The following is a 21,548-nucleotide window of genomic DNA, read 5'->3' as shown; positions in this document are numbered from 1 at the left end:
GCATTTATGATTAGCTGATGCAAAGATAGCAACGATTTGGCGATCCGCGAAAAAAACGCTATATTTCGGAGACATCTCTAAAATGCGGGCATCATGAAAGAGAAACTACTGCTGGCGGCCGCCGCGCTGCTCGGATTCGCAACGGCATGCAACGACAAGGAAAATCCACGCACGGTAATGTACGGAACCCCGTACAACAACTACAAGATCAAGGGAAAAGTGACCGACAAGGCCGGGCAGCCGATCAAGGGCATCGAGGTCCGAAGCAACGCCGCCCTACCGACGCCGGAGGCGACGACCGCGGCCGACGGAACCTATGACCTTGCAGGCCAAGGCTTCGGCAACATGGCAAGAGTCACCTTCACCGACACCGACGGTCCGGCCAACGGCGGCGACTTCGCCGAAAAGACGGTAGACATCAAATTCACCGAAGCCGAACGTACGGCCCAAGGGAAGGGCTGGGACCAGGGTTCCTTCGCCAAATCGGGTGTCGACGAGACGCTCGAGGAGAAGAAATAGCCGCGACACGCAATCATTGCGCCTTTCAAAACAGCGGTGTGTCCGGGCAAAACACGGACATGTTTGGCTTTACGCCCGACTTTTCCTATATTTGTCCCTGTGGATACACTCGATAACGACATCAAATTCGTAGCGGGCGTCGGCGACGCCCGGGCCAAGCTCCTCGAACGGGAACTGGGCATCCGCACGCTGGGCGACATGCTCAGCCACTACCCCTTTCGTTACATCGACCGCACGCGCATCTACCGCATTTCGGAAATCACCGATGCCGCCGGTCTCTCTTATGTCCAGTTCCGGGCCCGCATAACGGGCGTCGCCTATGCCGGCGCAGGCCGCAAACGCCGGTTCACGGCCTTCGTACAGGACCCCACGGGATCGGCCGAACTGGTGTGGTTCCAGGGCATCAAATGGATCGAAAAACGGGTCGAAGTCGGGCGCGAATACCTCGTTTTCGGCCGCCCGTCGTTCTACCGCGGCGAATTGTCGATCGCCCACCCCGAGCTGGAAACCATGGAACAAGCCCTCTCGCGCAAAGCCGAAAGCGGCATGCAGGGCATCTACCCCTCGACCGAGAAGCTGGGCAACGTGCTGGGCACAAAGGGCATGTACCAGATCATCTGCAACGCCTGGGCGCTGGCGAAGGACCGCATCGCAGACCCGCTGCCCGAAGCCATACGCACCCGCTACGGGCTGATTCCGCTGCGCGAAGCCTACTACAACATCCACTTCCCGCAGTCGCAGGAGGCCTTGCGGCAGGCGCAGTACCGCCTGAAATTCGACGAACTGCTGGGCGTACAACTCAACATCCAGTCGCGCCGCACGGAACGCCTGTCGAAAAGCAACGGATTCCTTTTCACGAAGGTCGGGGGCGTGTTCAACACCTTTTACGAAGAAAAACTTCCTTTCCCGCTCACCGGGGCGCAGAAACGCGTCATCAAGGAGATCCGCAAGGACACCGTGACGGGATTCCAGATGAACCGCCTGCTGCAGGGTGATGTCGGCAGCGGCAAGACCCTCGTGGCGCTGATGTCGATGCTGCTGGCCGTGGACAACGGTTTCCAGGCCTGCATGATGGCCCCGACGGAAATCCTTGCCCGCCAGCATTTCGCCACCGTCAGCAAGATGCTCGACGGGATGGACGTGAAGGTGGCCATCCTGACCGGCGCCTCGAAAGCCAGGGAGCGCAAAGCCTCCCTCGAAGGCATCGCCTCGGGCGAGGTGGACATCCTCATCGGCACGCACGCCCTGATCGAGGACCGCGTGCAGTTCTCGAACCTGGGCTTCGTCGTCATCGACGAACAACACCGTTTCGGCGTGGAACAGCGCGCACGGCTCTGGACCAAGAACGACCAGCCGCCCCATATCCTCGTGATGACGGCCACGCCGATTCCCCGCACGCTGGCCATGACGCTCTACGGCGACCTCGACGTGTCGGTGATCGACGAACTGCCCCCGGGCCGGCGTCCGATCAAAACGTTCCACTATACCGACGCCGCCCGGCTCAAGCTCTTCGGATTCATGCGACAGGAGATCGCCAAAGGCCGGCAGGTCTACGTCGTTTACCCGCTCATCAAGGAGTCCGAAGCGATGGATTACAAAGACCTCACCGACGGCTACGAGGCCATCTCGCGCGACTTCCCGCTGCCCCAATACATCACGGCGATTTGCCACGGCAAGATGAAACCCGCCGACAAGGAGGAGTCGATGCGCCAGTTCAAAGCGGGCGAAGCCCACATCCTCGTGGCCACCTCGGTGATCGAGGTGGGCGTCGACGTGCCCAACGCGACGGTCATGGTCATCGAATCGGCCGAGCGTTTCGGACTTTCGCAGCTCCACCAGTTGCGCGGGCGCGTGGGACGCGGCGGCGAACAGTCCTACTGCATCCTGATGTCGGGCGAGAAGCTCTCGCGCGAGTCGCGGGCGCGGCTCGAAGCGATGTGCGAGACCAACGACGGCTTCCGCCTCGCGGAACTCGATCTCAAACTGCGGGGCGCGGGCGACATCAACGGCACGATGCAGAGCGGCATGGCATTTGATCTGAAAATCGCCAGCCCCACGGCGGACGTACAGATACTTACCGTCTCGCGCGAAGCCGCCGCCGAAATACTGGCCGAGGACCCCGCGCTGGCGCAGCCCCAGAACCGCGGTCTCGACGCCCTGCGCCGCCGCTACTCGGGGCGCGAAGAACTCGATTTTTCACGTATTTCGTAATATTCGGCCCCGAAAAAACGTTAACCCATTAAATTCCCTCTCCGATGAAACGGTTCTTACTCGCCATATTCCTGCTCGCCGCAGCCTCGCCCCTCGCCGCGCAGCTCTACCACCCGGGCGAACAGCTCTTCTACCGCGTAAGCTACAAGGCCAAGATGTTCCCCAACACGGAGGTCGGGGCTGTGGAAGTCACAACGACCCAGGAGACCGTCGACGGCAAAACCTTCTACAAGGTCGAGGGCGCAGGCCGTACGCTGCCCACCTACCGCTGGTTCTTCAACCTGGAAGACATTTACACCGTGTGGATCGACACTACGGCATTGCGCCCCGTACGTTTCGTGAGCGACATCCGCGAGGGAGACTATACGTTCCAGAGTTATTACACCTATAACTGGCCCGACTCGGTCGTCCACACCCGTTGGCGCAGCCGCCAAAATCCGTTTAAGGAGAAACAACTGCCGCTGACCGCCGAGAGCATGGACGCCATCTCGCTCTTCTTCAACCTGCGTTCAGCCTCCGCCGAGGATTTCCGCGTGGGCGAACCGGCGACGCTGCAAATGGTCCTCCAGGACACCGTCCAACACCTGCACTACCGCTACCTGGGGCGCGAAAACAAGAAAATCCGCAACATGGGCCGCTACCGCACCCTGAAGTTCGAATGCCAGTTGGGGACGACCGAAGGCTACTCGTTCACCGACGGCACGATCTTCACGATCTGGATTTCGGACGACGAAAACAAAATACCGCTCTATATCGAATCGCCGGTCAAGATCGGCAGCATCAACGCTTACATTTCGGGCTACAAAGGACTTAAATACCCGGTAACGAGCCTGATGAAATAAACGCCGCACCTCCATCGGACAGTAACACGGGAATTTTTTCGTATCTTTGCGGAGAAAAACGTCACTGTTTCATGCTCATGCAACGCTCCGCAACATCCTGTTTTGCAGGACGCATTGCCGCGTTCCTCGTGCGGCCTTTCGGCGAGTATCCGGCATTCCTGCTCCTCACGGCGCTCCTGCCGCTGTTCCCGGACATCATTCGTTTCTTCCAGAACGAAATGTCGTTCGTGCTCGGAAGGAACCTGTTTTACGGAACGCTGCTGTCACTTTTCCGGGCCTGGCTGTTGACTCTTCCGCTATGTCTGAGGTCCCGCGATAAGAGGGGGGGGGTAATCCCTGCATTCCGGATCGCCGGCGCGGTCTACCGCACACTCGTCCTATTATGTCTCGGCCTCCTCTCCCTGGCCGAAAGTTTTCTGCTGATCCGTTTCGGAACGCCCTTTTCGTTCTCCGTCATCCAGCTTCTCTGGGAAACGGACGAACGCGAATGCCTTGAATTTCTAAAAACCTACTGCACGGCCGCGGCATTCCTGCTTCCGGCCGCCGCATGCATCCTGCTGGCCGCAGGGTATCTGCTGGCGGAACGCCGTCATATCCGGTTCGGGTTGCGCAGCCGCAAGATACGCATACCGCTCCTGCTCCTGCTGGCCGGCTGCGGCGCCTTCTACGCCAGCCGGCTGCACTTTCAGTACGCACTCACCCGGGCCGACGATTTTCCGGGAGAGATGATAACGCACAAAACCGCAACCCTCACCCCTTTCGAACGGCTTCACACATCGCTCTTCTGGTTCCGGCGCGTATTCTCCGCCGAACGTGCGGACCAACTGCTCCGCACGCTCGAAGCGGCCGAAGTCGAAAGCTGCTCTTTCCGCTCGCCCTGCGTCGTCGTCATCATCGGAGAGTCGTTCAACAAATACCATTCGAGCCTTTACGGTTATCCGCTGCCGACCAATCCCCGGCTCGAAGAGCGGCTTCGGCGGGGCGAACTCTTTGTTTTCCGCGATGTCGTTTCTCCGGCGAATCTGACCACTTCGGTGCTGTCCAACCTCTTTTCACCTGCAAGCCTCGGTTCCGGACAGTCCTGGACGGACAGCCCCCTTTTCCCGGCCCTCTTCAAAAAGGCCGGGTATACCACCTGCCACATGGACAACCAGGCCGCCGGAAGCGATTACGGTTACCACGATCTCGGGCTGAAAGCCCTTTTCAATGCCCGCAGCACCCCGTTCCTGTTCTCGGTCCACAATGAGAACCGCCATCCCTACGACCTGGAACTGCTCGGCGACTACGACCGGATCGCCTCCCCCAGAGACACCCCCGAACTGGTCGTCTTCCACCTGTTGGGACAGCACGTAGGCTATTCCGACCGCTATCCCAAGGAAGAGGCGTATTTCACACCCGGGGATATTCCCCGCCAAGACCTGACACGGCAGCAGCGGCAGGTCGTCGCCGACTACGACAACGCCACCCGCTATAACGACCGGGTCGTCGATGCGATCCTGGCGCGTTTCGCCGACCGCGACGCCATCGCCGTTTACCTCTCCGACCACGGCGAAGAGGTCTACGACTACCGCGATTTCTTCTGCCGTTCGCACGGCCTGCCGCTTACTCCCGAGGTTTGCAAATACCAGTTCGAAATCCCGTTCATGATCTGGATGTCCGACTCCTACCGCCGCAACCGCCCCGATGTCGCGGCACAGGTCGCAGGCTCGCTCGACCGGCCGTTCTCGTCGGACGACCTTTCACACCTGCTGCTGGACCTGGCGGGCATCCGATGCCGGTGGTACGACCCGACGCGCAGCCTCGTCGGCGAGCTATTCGACGCCACCCGCCCCCGACCGCTGCTGATGGGATTCGAACCAGCCGGAAACTACGACACCATCATCGGGCGAGACCGAAAACAATAAGGTTATGTCATTATCCCGCATTGGATTTTCATATTTTTTTCTATCTTTGCCCTAAGATAACATCCTGCTTGGATAGGCTCCCCGGCATGACAAATAAATTTGCGTTGCGCCCCGGTTTGTACTATCTTTGTAATAAAACGGACCACTATGGAAAACAGACAGGGATACGATCCTTCGGAGTTCGAAGACGACTACTACACGACTCCGCAGCCCGATGCGGGTAAATCGATTCGCGGCTACCGCATCGTCATCATCATTCTTTCGGTGATTCTGGTGGCGATTTCGGTGCTTTATTTCAGCATCCACCGCCAGCAGATGCTCGACAACGAACTGCTGCAGGCCGACCGCGACTCGATCCAGAACGACCTGGGACGGCTGATGACCGACTACGACGGCCTCCGGATTTCGAACGACTCGATTTCCGCCGGGCTGAATTTCGAGCGCGAACGCGCCGACTCGCTCATGACGCGCCTCAAGAAAGAGCGTTCGTGGAACCTCGCGAAAATCAAACAATATGAAAAGGAGGTCGGCACGCTGCGTACGATCATGAAGGGCTACGTGAAGCAGATCGACTCGCTCAATACGCTCAACAAGAAGCTCATCAAGGAGAACGTCGGTTTCCGCAAGGAGATTTCTTCGGCCAACCTGCGCGCCGACATGGCCGAAGAGAAAGCCGCCGAACTGGACAACAAAGTCAAAGTGGGTTCGGTGCTCCGCGCCCGCGATATCCGCCTCTCGGCCCTCAGCGACCGCAGCAAACCCGTATCGAGGGTCAAGAACGCCGCACGCCTGCGCGTCGATTTCGTGCTCGCAGCCAACGAACTGGCCACCCCGGGCAACAAAGCCATCTACGTGCGTATCACTTCGCCCGACGGTTACGTGCTGACCACCGAGGCTATGCCGACCTTCGAATTCGAGGGCGAACGGCTGAGCTATTCGGCCATGCGTGAGGTCGACTACCAGAACCAGGACCTCGAAGTGGGTATCTACTACAATTCGACAGGCTTTGCCGCCGGAACCTACCAGATTCAGCTTTACAGCGAAGGCCGCCTGATCGGCCAGACGCAGGTGGTGATGAAATAAAACCGCACACTTATATTTAAAAGCCGGGCGACACGAGAGGTCGCCCGGCTTTTTTTCGGCCCGTCCGGTCCTGCCGCCCGAAACAGCGTTCCCGAAACAACAAGTTCCCAAACAACCGCTCCGGCCTGCGTAAACACACGCCGGAAGCATACCCGACCCTACGTAAATCCCCGACGAAGGCCATCCCGATGCAAATTATCCCTGCCCCTGAAACACCCTCCGGAGGCCTGCCCGACCCGAAAAACAAGCTAACCGCCAATCACCCTGCGCAATTTTAAAGAAATTTATTTTCAGGTTTCGTGTAAAAATGCTTGGACGATTCAAGGAAAGCATTTACATTTGTCATACAAATAAGATTAATAAGGCGAATCAAGACGCAGAATTCGGCCCGTTCTCTTATTTTCCGCAACTACCGACTGAACCTTAATTACATACAGAATGAGAACAAAACTACTACGAACAGCGACCCTCCTGGCCGGATTCCTCTGGCTGGCGATCGCAGCCGCAGCTCAGGAACGTTCGGTACAGGGAACCGTGTTCGACGGAGACGGGAAAAGCCCGCTCGTCGGCGTGACGGTGATCGTCAAAGGGGCTCCCAACCGGGGAACCGTCACCGGAGCCGACGGGCAGTACAGCATCCGCGCCAAAGAGGGCGAGGAGCTGACCTTCACCTACCTGGGCTATGAGGAGGTAACGCAGCGGATCGGGGGGGGGAAGACACGTCTCGACGTGACGATGCACCCCAAGGCCGAGGCGATCGAAGGCGTCGTGGTCACGGCGCTGGGCATGACCCGCGAACAGAAAGCACTGGGATATGCCGTGTCGAAAGTAGACAACCAGGACCTGACGGCCGCCGTCTCGAACAACTGGCTCGACGCGCTATCGGGCAAAGTCGCAGGTCTTAATTTCGACCACGCTTCATCGGGTCCCGGCGGATCGCTGCGCGTCACGCTGCGCGGCGAATCGACCGTCAACATGGACAACAACACGGCGCTGTTCGTCATCGACGGCGTTCCGATGTCGAGCGGCATGACAGCCATGGGCGGCGCGGCATACAACAACACCGACGCAGGCGTCGACTACGGCAACGGAGCCGCCGACCTCAATCCCGAGGACATCGACAACGTTTCGGTGCTCAAAGGCCCCGCGGCGACAGCCCTCTACGGGTCGCGCGCGGCGAACGGCGCCATCGTCATCACGACCAAGGCCGGCAAGTCGACCAAAGGACTGGGCATCACGTTCAGTTCGAACTTCTCGTTCGAACGCGCCGGCTACTGGCCCGATTTCCAGGACGAATACGGCCCGGGCAACAACGGCGCCCGCACCTACTCGTTCTACACCGTGAAGGCCGACCAGTCGACCACGGGCGAAGCCGCCTCGCGCACTTACAGCCGCTACACGTGGGGACCGCGCTACGAGGGGCAAAAGCTCTACCAATGGGCTTCGTACGACCCGGAGACCAAAATGTATACGCCGCTGGACTTCAAGCCGCGCGACTGGTACAAGGGCTTCTTCGAGACTGGCGCAACATATAAGAATTCGGTGTCGATCTCGGGAAACAACGGCAAGGGCGGTTCGATCCGCGTCTCGTTCACCGACGTGCGCAACACCTGGATCGTCCCCAATACGGGCTACAAGACGCAGAGTTTCTCGGCTTCCTTCGCCCAGAAGTTCCGCATCGTGGAACTGTCCGGAAAAATCAACTACTACCGCAAGGACAGCGACAACCTGCCGATGATCGGTTACAGCACCTCGTCGCCCACCTACACGCTGCTCTGGAGCCGCAACAACCTCGACGTACGCTGGTACGAACAGGAATACCGGCAGGGCGCCAACCTCTATCCGAACGCCCTGAACAACCTTTCGGACAACCCCTATACGCAGGCTTACGAACAGCTCAACACGATGGACCGCGACCGCGTCTACGGCAATGTCAGCGCCACGTTCGACATCTACAAAGGACTGAAACTGATGCTCCGCACGGGCCTCGACATGAACCGTGAGTTCCGCACGCGCCGCAAACCTTTCGGCACGCTGTCGAACCTGAACGGCTACTTCCGGCAGCAGAACGTCGAGAACACCGAGATGAACAACGACTTCCTCGTGACCTACGAACGCCCCCTGGGCAAGTTTCATATCAACGTCAACCTCGGCGGCAACAGCATGTACCAGGAGAGCCGCGTCGTGACCGCCACGGCCGACGAACTTCTCACGGAGGGCGTCTACAACCTCGCAAACGCCAAGTCGGGCGTCATCACCAAAAGCCAGCACACCCGCAAGATGGTCAACAGCCTCTACGGGCTGGTGCAGTTGAGCTACGACGACTGCCTGTTCCTCGACATCACGGGCCGCAACGACTGGTCGAGCTCCCTGGCCCCGGGCCACTGGTCGTTCTTCTATCCGTCGGTCAGCGCCAGTTGGGTGCTCACCGACACCAAGGCGCTGGGGCTGCGCGACCGCATGCCGTGGCTCACGTTCCTCAAACTGCGCGCCTCGTGGGCCAACGTGGGCAACGACACCAGTGCCTATGTCATCAACAACTACTATTCGGTGACCGACTTTTCGAGCGGCTACTTCCTGCCGACGACCTGGGCGCTCTACAACATGAAACCCGAAAACGTCGAAAGTTGGGAGTTCGGCCTCGAAGCCAAATTTCTGCGCAACCGCATCACCCTCGATGCGGCGTTCTACAACAACACGACCACCGACCAGATCATCAACACCCCCGTTGATTACAGCACGGGCGTCAGCTCGAAATACATCAATGCGGGCGAAATCCGCAACCGCGGCGTCGAACTCGCCTCGCGCCTGCAGCCCGTACGCACCAAGAACTTCAACTGGGACATCAACCTCACGTGGTCGAAAAACTGGAACAAGGTCATCAGCCTGGCCCCGGGCGTCGACTCGTGGGTGATCTCCTCGGGAGCCCGCGGACAGGTGATCGCCACCCCCGGCGGCACGCTCGGCGACCTCTACGGCTACGGTTATGCCAAGGCCCCGGCAGGCTCCTACATCCTCAACACCGACGGTTCGCGCATCGACGTTTCGGGCCAGACGGTGATCGACGAACACGGCTATCCGGTGCTCGCCTCCGACCAGATGGTCAAGATGGGCAACGTCCAGCCCGACTGGCGCGCCGGCCTTTCGACCTCGCTCAAATACAAGGGCATCCGCCTGAGCGCCACCTTCGCCGCACAGTGGGGCGGCATGGCTTATTCGCTGACCAACGCCCAACTCTCGCGCCAGGGCAAACTGACCAACACGCTCTACGGACGCTACGGCGGCGTGCTGCACGAAGGCGTCGTCGCCCGCGGACTCGACGCACAGGGCAACATGGTCTACAATCCCAACAACACCGTCACCGAGAACGTCGTCACCTACTACCTCGACCGCGTCTATTCGATGAACAACGTCGAGACCAGCACGTTCGACACCTCCTACCTCAAACTGCGCGAACTGCGTCTGGAGTGGACCCTTCCGAAAAAGTGGATTACCCGCACGCGCATATTGCAGGACGCATCCGTAGCCGTCTTCGGCACGAACCTCTTCTGCTGGACCAACTGGCCCTTCTACGACCCGGAAGTGGGTACGCTCAACGGCGCCAGCATCACGCGAGGCTTTGAAACGGCCTCCTATCCGATGACCCGCACCTATGGTTTCAACATCAAACTCAGCTTCTGACCTTATGAAAAAGATACTTTCATACGCCACAGTCCTCATCCTCCTGGCGGGCATGGGCCTCGGCTCGTGCACCGGGAACTTCGAAGAGTACAACACCAACGGAGAGAGTCCCGAATACGGCAACGTCGACCCGAGCACGCTGCTCGAACAACTGATTTCGACGGGAGCCTACTACATCTACGAACGTTCGTGGCGGGTCAACAACGAACTGATGCAGTATACCGTCGACTGCAGCGCCGCCACCGACATCCAGCGCTACGTTTTCCAGGTCGGGGAGTACAAAACCCCGTGGGAACGCTTCCAGCGCTATGCAGCCAATGCGAACCACATGATCGCGCTGGCCGAAAAATACGAGGACCCCAATGCACAGGCCATCGCCATGACCCTCAAGGCGGTTTTCATGTCGCTCATCACCGACCTCTACGGCGATATACCCTATAAAGAGGCCTACCGCATCGACGAGAACATCACCCAGCCGCAGATCGACCCGCAGTCGGAAATCTACGCGGGGCTGATCGACATGCTGCTGGAGGCGAACAGCCTCTACCGGACCGCCACGGACAACAACGGCAACTACACCTATCCGCTGACCGTCCCGGGCAAGGACCTGCTCTACGGAGGCGACATCGCCGCCTGGCAGAAGTTCACCAATTCGCTCTGCCTGCGCCTCTGCATGCGCCTGAGCAACCGTCCCGAGGCGGGTTCGGCCGCCATCATGCAGACCATCGTCAGCAACCCGGCCAAGCACCCCGTTTTTTCCTCCTGCGCCGACGATGCCAAGGTCAGCTACACGGGCATCGCCCCCTTCAAGAACGAGTTCGGCGACATGACCGAAGCCACGTTCACGACCTCGTCGCGCAAGTGCTCGGCCTTCTTCATCGACCAACTGCACACCACCTCGGACCCGCGCATGGCCCAATGGGTCCGGACGATCGGTTCGGAGGACATCCACGGCGTCGTGAGCGGCGTGGTCGAGCCGGACGGCACGGGAGCCAGCGTGATGAACGCCTCGGTGCTCAAGCAGTACACCTCGCCGGTCTGGCTGATGACCTCGTCGGAGGTCTGCTTCATCCTCAGCGAAGCGGCCCATATCGGGATGATCTCCGGCGGAGAGGCCCTTGCCGAGCAATACTACGAAAAAGCCATTACCAATTCGATCCGGCAGTGGAGCCCGACCATCTCCGACGCCAACATCGACCGGTTTCTGCACGCCACAGGATCGAAAGTCGCTTATAACGGCACTCAGGAGCAGATTCTCCTGCAAAAATGGGTATCGCTCTTCCTGCAGGGCTTCGAATCGTGGTGCGACTACCGCCGCACGGGCTACCCGAAACTGCCGATCGGCCCCGGGTGCGACAACGAAGGCGTCATGCCCACACGCCTGTGCTATCCGCAGACATTGATTTCGACCAACAGTTCCAACTACCAGAAGCAAATCGCCCGGATGAGGACAACCTATCCGATCGTCGGGCGGGGAACCGTCGGCGGGGACAACATGCTGACACCCGTCTGGTGGAGCAGGCGCGCCGTGGAACTGGAAACGGGCGCAACGAACTAAAACCTTAAAAATTCAACAAGATATGATCCGTCAACTTTTCAACATACTCCGTCCGAAGGCGCTGCTCCTTGCCGCAGTAGTGGCCGCCGGGTGTTCCGACGACGACACGGCCGGCGGAGGCGAGATGACCTTCCTGGGCGGCGACAACCTGTTCGAATGTCCCGCAGAAGGCGGTACGAAAGACATTTCGTTCTTCTCCCGTTCGGGACACTGGGAGATCGTCGCCGACGACCCTGCGGCTTCGTGGATCGACGTGTGGCCCGCTTACGGCGACGACAACGGCCGCACGACCCTCACCGTACAGCCTGTCGGAGACGCCTACGGCCGCGAAATGACATTCGACATCCGCACGGCGCACGGCGTTGCGGGACAGATCCGCGTAAAACAGGCCGGACTGACCCCCGAAATCAAAACCAACCTCACATCGTCGAAAATCCGGGTCGACATCGCCGGAACGCCCGTCACCGTCGGCATCACGAGCAACGTGAAGTGGGAAGCCGCCGTCGACGAAGGCGACACGTGGATTTCGTTGGGCGAAACGACCGAAACGTCGCAGCAGTTCCTCTTTACGGACAACACAGGCCAGCCCAAACGCACCGGCCAGATCAGCTTCCGCATGGTCGGCGGCGATTACAAGGTGTCGGTCCCCGTCGAGCAGATGGACGGCAACACCTCGTTCGAACACGCCGAGACGGTGACGATAGCCCGCCTGCTGAGCGAGGTGCAGCTCGACGCCGAAGGACGCTTCGAACTGGAGGAAAACTATGCCGTCGAAGGCTGGATCACCAGCGACTTCGAGCGAAAAAACCTGCCCGACAGCGTCCTTTACGTACAGGACGCCAGCGGCCGCGGCATTAAATTCATACTCAAGGACAAGAACGAATTCCTCAGCCCCTCCGCCGAACAGCGGGGATGGTATGCCCAGAACCGCAAAGTCGCCATACACATGTACGCCGCCGAACTGCGCAACGACGCCGAGGGCAACCTCTGCGTGATCGACTTCGCAGCCTCTTCGGTCAAACGCAGCACCGACGAAGCTCCCGCAACCCCGGTTGCGGTGGCCCTGAACGACATGGGCGACCTCTCACAATATGCCAACACGGTCGTCCGCATCGACCCCGTCGAGTTCGTGACGCCCTACGGCGGCTATGCACCGTTCTTCGAAAAGGACGGCAACAACGAGGAGACTACCGAAACAGAGTGGGTGAAGAACGTGAAAGCCGGTTACCGGGCCCTCTTCCCCTACCACACGCTCGCCCCGCAGCTCGTGCGCGACACGAAGGGCAACGTCGTGAAACTCTACTTCCTGCGCTCCTTCACCGAGATGTACGCACGCAATCTCCCGGCCGGGTCGGGCGCACTGACGGCGCTGGTCACGAAGTTCCGCGGCGAATACATCCTCCAGATCCGCAACACGGCGGACGACGCGCTCTCGGCCGACAGCGAAACCCGCTTCTCGACGACGCTGATGCAGGCCGGGCCGTGGCTCGCCCAGGACGCCGTGCCGGTCTTCGCAGTCGGCAATACGGGCGGCGACCAAAGTTCGGCGGTCTTCTCGATCTACGACGACACCAACAATTTCGACGTTTTCCCGAGCAGTTCGGGGGCCATCGCCTCCTACTGGCTCACGACCGACGTACGCCGCCAGCACGACATTCCGTTCGCCGACGAGCCCGAGCACTATTACAGCCTCAACGCCAAACTCTGGTGGAACGTGACGACGCACCATTCGCTGGTATCGAACAACGACGAGGTGGGCGAAGCATTCATCATCCGCACCAATACGCTGCGCAACGCGACGGGAGCGCTCTACCTCTATCTCACGAGCACCAGTTCGAAGGGCGGTCCGGGCAAGATGAAGGTCCAGTGGAGCGACTCGGCGGAGAGCGACCTGACGAAGGTGAAGTTCGAGGACATCGGCACTTACGACGCCCCGTGCATCAATTTCACGCCGTTCCTCTTCCCGTACAGCTTCCGCCTGCCCGACGCCATGCGCGGCAAGCAGCAGGTGACGATCCTCATACGCTGCGCTGCCGAGACCAACGCCCAGCATAACAACGCACTGATCGCCGCGACCGGCACGTCGCGCCTGGGACACCTCGGAATCGTGGAAATCAAATAACCGAACGCCATGAAACAGCTATTATACAGACTGCTCGTTGCCGCGGCATTAGCCGGCGGACCGTTGCTGGCCGGATGCTCCGATTCGGACGAAACACAGCAGGAAACCCCGCGCGAAGACTATTTCGTCATTGCGCTGGTCGACGACGCCTACGACCTCGACTACGAAGGCGAAATGACCCTCCGGGTATTGAAATTCGCCGAGGGCGACCGCCTCGCCCTGACGCCGGGCGAACGGGGAGAATCGACCGAACAGACCGCCGTCGCGATCAGCGGATTCACACCCACCGATGTTACGTTCCGCATTCCGAAAGAGGTCACGACCGGACGCTGGAGCCTCTGGTGCATGCGCGACGCGAAGACCCAGTTCCTCGGCACGGCGATGCTCAACGTCGACATTTTCCGCCTGGTGCGCAACGTGCAACTCGAAGCCGCCTACACGGTGGACCGCGGTGAGATCATAACCATTCCGGGCGAAGGATTCACCGAGGGCGACAAGATCCGCTTTGCCACCGAAGGACAAACCGGCCTGGAAGCGGCCGTCGTCAGTTGCAGCGCCGAAGGCATCACCATCCGGTTCCCGGCGTCGCTCGCCTCGGGCGACTGGGAGGTATGGATCGAGCGCGGCGCCGACCGCCAGTCGCTCGGCGTCACCGCCGTCACCGTCTCGGCTTTCGACCGCATCGACCCCGCGACGCTCCCCGAAGGCACGAATCTCTACGGCCGCGTCTACTCAGGCAGCGAAGCGTTGGCAGGCGTTGCAGTCTCGGACGGACTCCAGGTCGTGAAAAGCGACGCACAGGGCATTTGGTCGATGGTCTCGGACCGCGCTTCCGACGTGGTTTTCGTCACCCTCCCCCGCGGTTACGAGGCGGCTGCCGACGGACCCGTCCCGCAGTTCTACCACCTGCTCGCCGAGGGCCGCGACCGGTACGACTTCACCCTGTCCGAAACCGGCACGGACGACTACGTGCTGCTGGCCACGGCCGACATCCAGATCGACAACAACTCCCGCCTGATGGTTCCGCAGTCGTCGCTCATGAGCTGCCGCAACTCGTTCGTGCCCGACTTCAAAAAAACCGTTTCCGAACTCGGCGGCCGCAAAGTCTACGCCCTGTCGGTCGGCGACATGATCTTCGACAAGAACATGTACCTCTACGGATTCGGATTTGCGGAATACCGTTCGCTGATCGGCGAATTCGGCATCCCCTTCTTCCACGCCGTCGGCAACCACGACTACGACCGTTACATCGCCGGGGACCATGCCACGAAGGAGCCTTACCGCCGCCACCTCGGGCCGACCTATTATTCGGTCAACCTGGGCCAGGTCCACTGCATCGCGCTCGATAACGTCCGCATCGACAACAACGGCGCTTCGCAGGGCGTCTTCGGCGACGGATATTACGCCGTCGAACTTTCGGACCGCCAGCTCGAATGGCTCGAAGCCGACCTCAAAACCATTGAGGACAAAACGGCGCCGCTGATGATCTGGATTCATGCTCCGCTCACCTCCTGCCGCCAGTTCACCCCGACGCTCAACGCCTCGTTCCGCAACGCCCAGGCACTCGTCAGCAGTCTCGCCGGCTTTACCGACGTGCTGGTCCTCTCGGGCCACTGGCACAACAACCACACGGGCACGGTTCCCGGCAGCGCCGCCATCCGGGAGCATAACCTCGGAGCCATCAGCGGTTCGCTCTGGTACAACGTCAAGGGTTTCAACGGCGGAACGGAATACAGCTCCGGGACCGACGGTTCGCCCGTCGGCTACGGCATCTACGAGATCAGCGGCCGCAGCATCCGCTGGAGCTACAAAGGCTGTGAACTCGCCGCCGACCGGGCTTTCACGGCCTACGACATGAACAAACAGCCCTACAAGGACAAGACCGTCGCCAACGAGATACTGGTCAACGTCTGGGGCGGATGGGATGCTGCCTGGAAAGTCGAGGTCCTCGAAAACAACACCCCGCTCACGGTGACGCGCCAGGCGCGCAAGGACCCGGGCTACCTGACTTATGTCGAGACGGTCTACAAGCCTTCGGGCGACGACATGTCGAAGAGCGCCGCCAGCGCCCAGAGTACGCCGCACATGTTCTCGGCCGTAACGGCGGCTGCGGACTCGCCGGTTCTGATACGGGTTACGGACCGCTTCGGAAAAGTCTTCACCCAGCAATTACGCGAGTAATTTTTTGGGCGGACGCCGAATAATTCGTAATTTTATCAGATAAATCTGAAAAAACTGTAAACTATGCTTAGCGCACTGAAAATCAACAAACCCCACACGACGCTGGTAGACCAGGTCGAGGAGAGCCTCATCGAATACTTCAAGGAGCAGGGCCTGCGCCCGGGCAGCAGCATTCCGCCCGAAGCCGAACTGGCCAACGCCCTCGGCGTAGCGCGCACGGTGCTGCGCGAAGCCCTGAGCCGCTTCAAGATGACCGGCATGATCGAATCCCGCACCAAGCGGGGCATGATCCTGGCCGAGCCTTCGATCCTCGGCGGCATGAAGCGCTGCGTCAATCCGCTGCTGATGAACAAGGACACGGTGCTGGACATCCTCGAATTCCGCATCGCGCTGGAAATCGGCATCAGCGGCTACATCTTCGCCAACATCACCCCCGAGGACATCCGGGAGTTGGAGCAGATCGTCGAGATGGGCGAGATTATCGGTGTCAACCGCTACACCCCGATGAGCGAGGTGCATTTCCACTCGAAACTCTACGAAATCACGGGCAACGACATGATCTCGGAGTTCCAGGCCGTAATCCATCCGGTGATGGATTTCGTGAAGGACAACTTCCAGGACTTCTTCGAGCCCATCGAAAAGGAGCTTGCCGAAAGCGGCGAACTGGTGACCCACAAGCACCTGCTGGAGTACATCCAGCGCGGCGACGAGGAGGGTTACCGCAAGGCCATCGCCGACCACCTGAAGCTCTATACGATCTACCTGAGCAAAAACCGGAAACCCAGAAAATAAACTTAAAAACGTGCTGAAATTTATCATACCCCTCGCCCTGCTTTTCGCAGCGGCGGCAGCCCCTGCCCGCGGCGCTGAGACCACGACGCAACTGACGCGTACCGACGCCATCGTCTGGAACGACGCCCTGTGCCTCCCCGCCGCAAACGATTCGACGGCCCACCGCGGTCTTGCCGGCGTTTTCGCCGGAAAAACCGGCGGAAAACTGGTCATCGCAGGCGGCGCCAATTTCCCCGGTGCGATGCCGTGGGAAGGCGGCGAAAAACGCTGGTACGGCGACGTATACCTCTACGACGAAACCAATGGGTGGCAGACGTTTCCCGACGCCCTGCCGCGCCCGGCGGCCTACGGCGTCTCGGTAACGTTTCCCGGGGGTATACTCTGCATCGGCGGCTGCGACGCTTCGCGCTGCATGAACGAGGTGTACCTGCTCACCGTCGAAAACGGCGCGCCCCGCATCGCGGAGTGGCCCCCGCTCCCGGCCCCGCTGGCCAATGCCGCGGGATGCCTCGCGGGCGGCAAGGTCTATGTCGCCGGCGGCAACGAGTCGATGACCCCCGCCAAGGCCTCGAAACGCTTTTTCGTACTCGACCCGGCCGCCCCTGCCGCCGGATGGCGCGAACTGGCCGCATGGCCGGGTCCTGCGCGCGGCTATGCCGTCGCCGCGGGCCAGAGCGACGGAATGGATAACTGTTTCTACCTCTTCAGCGGCCGCGACTACGACGGCGACGCGCCGTGGACGATCCATCGCGACGGCTACCGCTACAATCCGCGGCTCGACGCATGGACGGCTCTCGAAGGCGACTTTCCCGTCATGGCGGGCACGGCAGCGGCTTTCGGCACGAATCACATCCTCTTCTTCGGCGGCAAGTCGCACGACGAAGCCACATCGGACAACGCCCTCAGGCTCTATCACACCGTAACGGGTACGATGACCCAGGCCGATGTCGACAAATCGTCCTTCATCCTGCCTGTGACGACCGCCGTGGTGAGCGACGGGCGCGACATCACGATCGCCAGCGGCGAAACAGCCCCCGGCATCCGGACTCCGGTGATCCTGCGCGGACACCTCGCCGACGAACTCCACCGCATGGGCTGGCTCGACATCCTGGTGATCGGGCTCTACTTCCTGGCGCTGGCGTGGATCGGCTGGTACTTCTCGAAAAACCAGAAATCGACGGGCGACTACTTCAAGGGCGGCGGCCGCATCCCGTGGTTCGTCGTCGGCCTGAGCATCTTCGGCACGAGCCTCTCGGCCATCACCTTCATGGCCATTCCGGCCAAGGCTTTCGCTACGGACTGGAGTTATTTGCTGTTCAACGCGGGCATCGTCCTCGTGGTTCCGCTGATCGTCGGGGTCTTCATCCCCTTCTTCCGGAGGCTGAACGTCACTACGGCCTATGAATACCTCGAACTGCGCTTCAACGCCCTGATCCGCGTCGTGTGCAGCGTCTCGTTCATCATCTTCCAGATCGGCCGCATGGCCGTCGTACTGCTGCTGCCGTCTATCGCCCTGAACATCGTCACGGGCTTCGACATCTTTCTCTGCATCTCCCTGATGGGCGTGCTGAGCCTCGCCTACACGCTGATGGGCGGCATCGAGGCCGTGGTATGGACCGAAGCCCTGCAGGTCGTCGTATTGCTGGGCGCCGCCGTAGCCGTGGGCTGTTCGATCGCATTCCAACTGCCCGACGGATTCGGGACGATCTTCTCCGCCGCGGGTGAAGCCGGAAAATTCAGCCTCGGCGAATCGTTCTTCGACCTGCGCCAGCCTACGATCTGGACCGTACTGATCGCCACGGTCTTCACCAACATCACCACCTACGGAACCGACCAGACCATCGTCCAGCGCTACCTCACGACCGACTCCGAGAAGGCCGCCCGCAAAGGCGTCTACACCAACGCCGCACTGACGGTTCCCGCCAGCCTGCTGTTTTTCCTGCTCGGCACGGCGCTCTGGGCCTTCTACAAATACTTTCCGCAGGAGCTGAGCATGTCGATCTCCGATTCGGACGCCATCCTGCCGTGGTACATGAGCACCGCACTGCCGCGCGGCGTGCTGGGACTGGTCATCGCAGGCCTGTTCGCCGCGGCGATGTCGACGCTGAGCAGCAGCATGAACTCGGCCGCCACGGCCTTCGTCACGGACATCTACCGCAAAATGCAGCCCCGCCGCGACGAGCGCCACATGCTCTCGATTGCCCGCTGGGCGACCTTCGTGCTGGGCATGGTAGGCATCCTGTTCGCCGTGGTGATGGCCTCGTGGGACATCAAATCGCTGTGGGACGAATTTTCGAAATTCCTCGGCATTCTGCTGGGCGGACTGGGCGGATTGTTCCTGCTCGGCCTGGTGACCCGCCGCGCCAATGCCACAGGAGCCCTCTGCGGACTCGTCGGAAGCATCATCGTCCAGACGCTCGTCACCCAGCACCAATGGGTCAACCTGCTGCTCTACTCGACCACTGGCTTCATCGCCTGCTTCGCCATCGGCTACGTCGTGAGCCTCTTCACGGGCGGCAGCGACCCCAAACACACGGATAACCTGACTATTTATAAAACCAAAAAATAACTCGCAACAATGGTTAACAAGCAAAAACTGGAGGGCCTGATCGCCGCTCCCTTTACCCCGATGACAGCCGACGGCGCACTCAACCTCCCCACCGTCAAACCCTACGCCGACCTGCTGGTCGCAAGCGGCGTGAAAGGGGTCTTCATCTGCGGCACGACGGGCGAATCGGCATCGCTGACCACCGACGAACGCCGGGCCGTCGCCGAAGCGTGGGTCGCAGCCGCCGCGGGACGCCTGAAGGTGATCGTGCACGTGGGTTCCAACTGCGCCGCCGACGCAATCGCCCTGGCACAGCACGCCGAGCGGTCGGGCGCCGACGCTATCGGCGCCATGGCTCCCTACTTCTTCAAGCCGCAGACCGCCGCAGAACTCGTGGCGTGGTTCACCCCCATCGCCAACAGCAACTCGCTGCCCTTCTACTACTACAACATGCCCTCGATGTCGGGCGTCTCGGTCTCCGTCCCGGAGTTCCTCGCCCTAGGCGGCAAGGCGATGCCGACGCTCGCCGGCGTGAAATTCACGCATAACAACCTGATGGAAATGTCCCAATGCCTGATGCTCGACGAAGGCCGCTACGAAGTGCTCCACGGCTACGACGAAATCCTACTGTGCGGGCTTTCGCTCGGCGCCACGGCCGCCGTGGGCAGCACCTACAACTACGCCGCGAAGGTCTACAACCGCCTGCTCGACGCCTTCCGCGCCGGCGACATCGCCGCGGCGGCCCGGTTGCAGCAATACTCGGTGAAGATCGTCGAAGTGATCATCCGCCACGGCGGCGGCGTCCGCGGCGGCAAAGCCATCATGCGCCTCGTGGGCGTGGACTGCGGTTCATGCCGTCTGCCGCTGGCTCCCTTCACCGAAGCCGAATATGCAGAGCTGAAATCCGAACTCGAAGCCATCGACTTTTTCAACCGCACCAAATAACCCGAAACCATGCGCACGCTCCTACTGATCGTCTGTACCGCCCTGGCGGCCCTCGGCTGCCGGGCCCAAAACCCCGACGCGACCGTCGTCTACCGGAACGGCGACAACGGTTACGCCTGTTTCCGCATCCCGGCGCTCATCCGCGCCGCCGACGGCACGCTGCTGGCCTTCGCCGAGGCCCGGCGCGACGGCACGGCCGACCGGGGCGACATCGACCTGGTCGTGCGCCGCTCGGCGGACAACGGCCGCACATGGGGCGAAATGGCCGTCCTGTGGGACGACGCTGGCAACACCTGCGGCAACCCCGCCCCGGTGGTCGTCCGCGAAACCGGACGCATCGTCCTCGTGGCCTGCTGGAACCGGGGCCCCGACCACGAACGCGACATCGAAACCGGCAAAGCCGGCAATACCCGCCGTGTCTTTTCGCTCTACTCCGACGACAACGGCGTGACGTGGAGCGACCCCGTGGAGATCACCTCCACGGTGAAACGCCCCGGATGGACCTGGTACGCCACCGGTCCCTGCCATGCCATCCAGAAGGCCAAAGCCCCGCACAAAGGCCGCCTCGTCGTTCCGGCCAACCACAAGTGGGTGACTCCCGAAGGCACGATCGCCTCGAACTCCCACCTGCTCTACTCCGACGATCGGGGCGCGACGTGGCAGATCGGCGCCGTTTCACAGCCCGGCGGCAACGAAAGCACGGTCGTGGAACTTTCCAACGGCGATCTGATGCTCAACATGCGCCACTACGACCGCGCGGATTCGCTGCGCCTGTGCGCCGTGAGCCGCGACGGCGGAGTCACGTGGGACCGCACGTGGGAAGAGACCCAGCTCATCGAACCGCGCTGCCAGGGCAGCATCCTCAACTACACGCCCTACGGCGGAAAGCCTTCGCGGACGCTGCTCTTCTCCAACCCGCGCTCGCTCAAACGCGAAAACATGTCGATCGGCGTGAGCCGCGACAACGGCCGCACATGGAGCCGCTTCGTCACCGTCAGCAAAGGCCGCGCGGCCTACTCCGACCTGGTGTGCCTGCCCGACGGATCGGTCGGCATCCTCTACGAGAACGGCGATCCCGGCGGCAAAGAACAACTCTACCGCCGCATCTCCTTCGAGACGGTCTCCCCGGGAAGGCTGTTCGACTAAATTCCGAAAACCTTAA

Annotated in this window: 13 protein-coding genes; all 13 read left to right on the top strand. The window is 60.9% G+C overall.

Annotation, left to right across the window (positions count from 1 at the left end; translation table 11 throughout):
- Positions 1–93: 93 nt before the first annotated feature.
- The 13 genes from KG007_RS05870 (at position 94) to KG007_RS05810 (ending at position 21,532) form a co-directional block, all read left to right on the top strand.
- Positions 94–519: a radical SAM-associated putative lipoprotein gene (locus KG007_RS05870; protein WP_213347679.1), complete on the top strand. Its 426-nt coding sequence runs from the start codon at positions 94–96 to the stop codon at positions 517–519.
- A 99-nt stretch (positions 520–618) separates the two neighbouring features.
- Positions 619–2,730, top strand: coding sequence for an ATP-dependent DNA helicase RecG (gene recG, locus KG007_RS05865; protein WP_213347678.1), 2,112 nt, complete (start codon positions 619–621; stop codon positions 2,728–2,730).
- A gap of 44 nt (positions 2,731–2,774) precedes the next feature.
- Positions 2,775–3,572, top strand: a complete 798-nt coding sequence (locus tag KG007_RS05860; RefSeq protein WP_213347677.1) for a DUF3108 domain-containing protein — start codon at positions 2,775–2,777, stop codon at positions 3,570–3,572.
- A gap of 71 nt (positions 3,573–3,643) precedes the next feature.
- Positions 3,644–5,476, top strand: coding sequence for a phosphoethanolamine transferase (locus KG007_RS05855; protein WP_213347676.1), 1,833 nt, complete (start codon positions 3,644–3,646; stop codon positions 5,474–5,476).
- Between the two features lie 147 nt (positions 5,477–5,623).
- On the top strand, positions 5,624–6,559 hold the full coding sequence (locus KG007_RS05850; protein ID WP_213347675.1) for a hypothetical protein: 936 nt from the start codon (positions 5,624–5,626) through the stop codon (positions 6,557–6,559).
- Positions 6,560–6,997: 438 nt separating this feature from the next.
- On the top strand, positions 6,998–10,240 hold the full coding sequence (locus KG007_RS05845) for a SusC/RagA family TonB-linked outer membrane protein (RefSeq protein ID WP_195458868.1): 3,243 nt from the start codon (positions 6,998–7,000) through the stop codon (positions 10,238–10,240).
- Between the two features lie 4 nt (positions 10,241–10,244).
- Complete coding sequence (locus tag KG007_RS05840; RefSeq protein ID WP_213347674.1) at positions 10,245–11,798, top strand: SusD/RagB family nutrient-binding outer membrane lipoprotein; 1,554 nt, start codon at positions 10,245–10,247, stop codon at positions 11,796–11,798.
- A gap of 22 nt (positions 11,799–11,820) precedes the next feature.
- Positions 11,821–13,920 (top strand): DUF5689 domain-containing protein, encoded by a 2,100-nt coding sequence (locus KG007_RS05835; RefSeq protein WP_213347673.1) that lies wholly within the window; start codon positions 11,821–11,823, stop codon positions 13,918–13,920.
- A gap of 9 nt (positions 13,921–13,929) precedes the next feature.
- The gene (locus tag KG007_RS05830) at positions 13,930–16,101 is read left to right on the top strand and encodes a calcineurin-like phosphoesterase C-terminal domain-containing protein (protein ID WP_213347672.1); all 2,172 of its coding nucleotides are present in this window, start codon (positions 13,930–13,932) and stop codon (positions 16,099–16,101) included.
- A 63-nt stretch (positions 16,102–16,164) separates the two neighbouring features.
- On the top strand, positions 16,165–16,893 hold the full coding sequence (locus KG007_RS05825; RefSeq protein ID WP_195458874.1) for a FadR/GntR family transcriptional regulator: 729 nt from the start codon (positions 16,165–16,167) through the stop codon (positions 16,891–16,893).
- A 10-nt stretch (positions 16,894–16,903) separates the two neighbouring features.
- Positions 16,904–19,462: a sodium:solute symporter family transporter gene (locus KG007_RS05820; RefSeq protein ID WP_213347671.1), complete on the top strand. Its 2,559-nt coding sequence runs from the start codon at positions 16,904–16,906 to the stop codon at positions 19,460–19,462.
- Between the two features lie 9 nt (positions 19,463–19,471).
- Positions 19,472–20,386 (top strand): dihydrodipicolinate synthase family protein, encoded by a 915-nt coding sequence (locus tag KG007_RS05815; protein ID WP_213347670.1) that lies wholly within the window; start codon positions 19,472–19,474, stop codon positions 20,384–20,386.
- A 9-nt stretch (positions 20,387–20,395) separates the two neighbouring features.
- Positions 20,396–21,532 carry a sialidase family protein gene (locus KG007_RS05810; protein WP_213347669.1) on the top strand — a complete coding sequence of 379 codons (1,137 nt, stop codon included), beginning with the start codon at positions 20,396–20,398 and terminating at the stop codon, positions 21,530–21,532.
- Positions 21,533–21,548: the final 16 nt, after the last annotated feature.

It is taken from the genome of Alistipes montrealensis (assembly GCF_018362775.1).
In the GTDB taxonomy this organism is placed as follows: domain Bacteria; phylum Bacteroidota; class Bacteroidia; order Bacteroidales; family Rikenellaceae; genus Alistipes; species Alistipes montrealensis.
Note: the sequence above shows the minus strand (reverse complement) of the source record. Positions and strands in the feature narration are given on the sequence as shown.

Coding starts and splice junctions, on each gene's coding strand:
- KG007_RS05870 (WP_213347679.1), top strand. CDS start 94: ATGAAAGAGAAACTACTGCTGGCGGCCGCCGCGCTGCTCGGATTCGCA.
- KG007_RS05860 (WP_213347677.1), top strand. CDS start 2,775: ATGAAACGGTTCTTACTCGCCATATTCCTGCTCGCCGCAGCCTCGCCC.
- KG007_RS05855 (WP_213347676.1), top strand. CDS start 3,644: ATGCTCATGCAACGCTCCGCAACATCCTGTTTTGCAGGACGCATTGCC.
- KG007_RS05850 (WP_213347675.1), top strand. CDS start 5,624: ATGGAAAACAGACAGGGATACGATCCTTCGGAGTTCGAAGACGACTAC.
- KG007_RS05845 (WP_195458868.1), top strand. CDS start 6,998: ATGAGAACAAAACTACTACGAACAGCGACCCTCCTGGCCGGATTCCTC.
- KG007_RS05840 (WP_213347674.1), top strand. CDS start 10,245: ATGAAAAAGATACTTTCATACGCCACAGTCCTCATCCTCCTGGCGGGC.
- KG007_RS05835 (WP_213347673.1), top strand. CDS start 11,821: ATGATCCGTCAACTTTTCAACATACTCCGTCCGAAGGCGCTGCTCCTT.
- KG007_RS05830 (WP_213347672.1), top strand. CDS start 13,930: ATGAAACAGCTATTATACAGACTGCTCGTTGCCGCGGCATTAGCCGGC.
- KG007_RS05825 (WP_195458874.1), top strand. CDS start 16,165: ATGCTTAGCGCACTGAAAATCAACAAACCCCACACGACGCTGGTAGAC.
- KG007_RS05815 (WP_213347670.1), top strand. CDS start 19,472: ATGGTTAACAAGCAAAAACTGGAGGGCCTGATCGCCGCTCCCTTTACC.
- KG007_RS05810 (WP_213347669.1), top strand. CDS start 20,396: ATGCGCACGCTCCTACTGATCGTCTGTACCGCCCTGGCGGCCCTCGGC.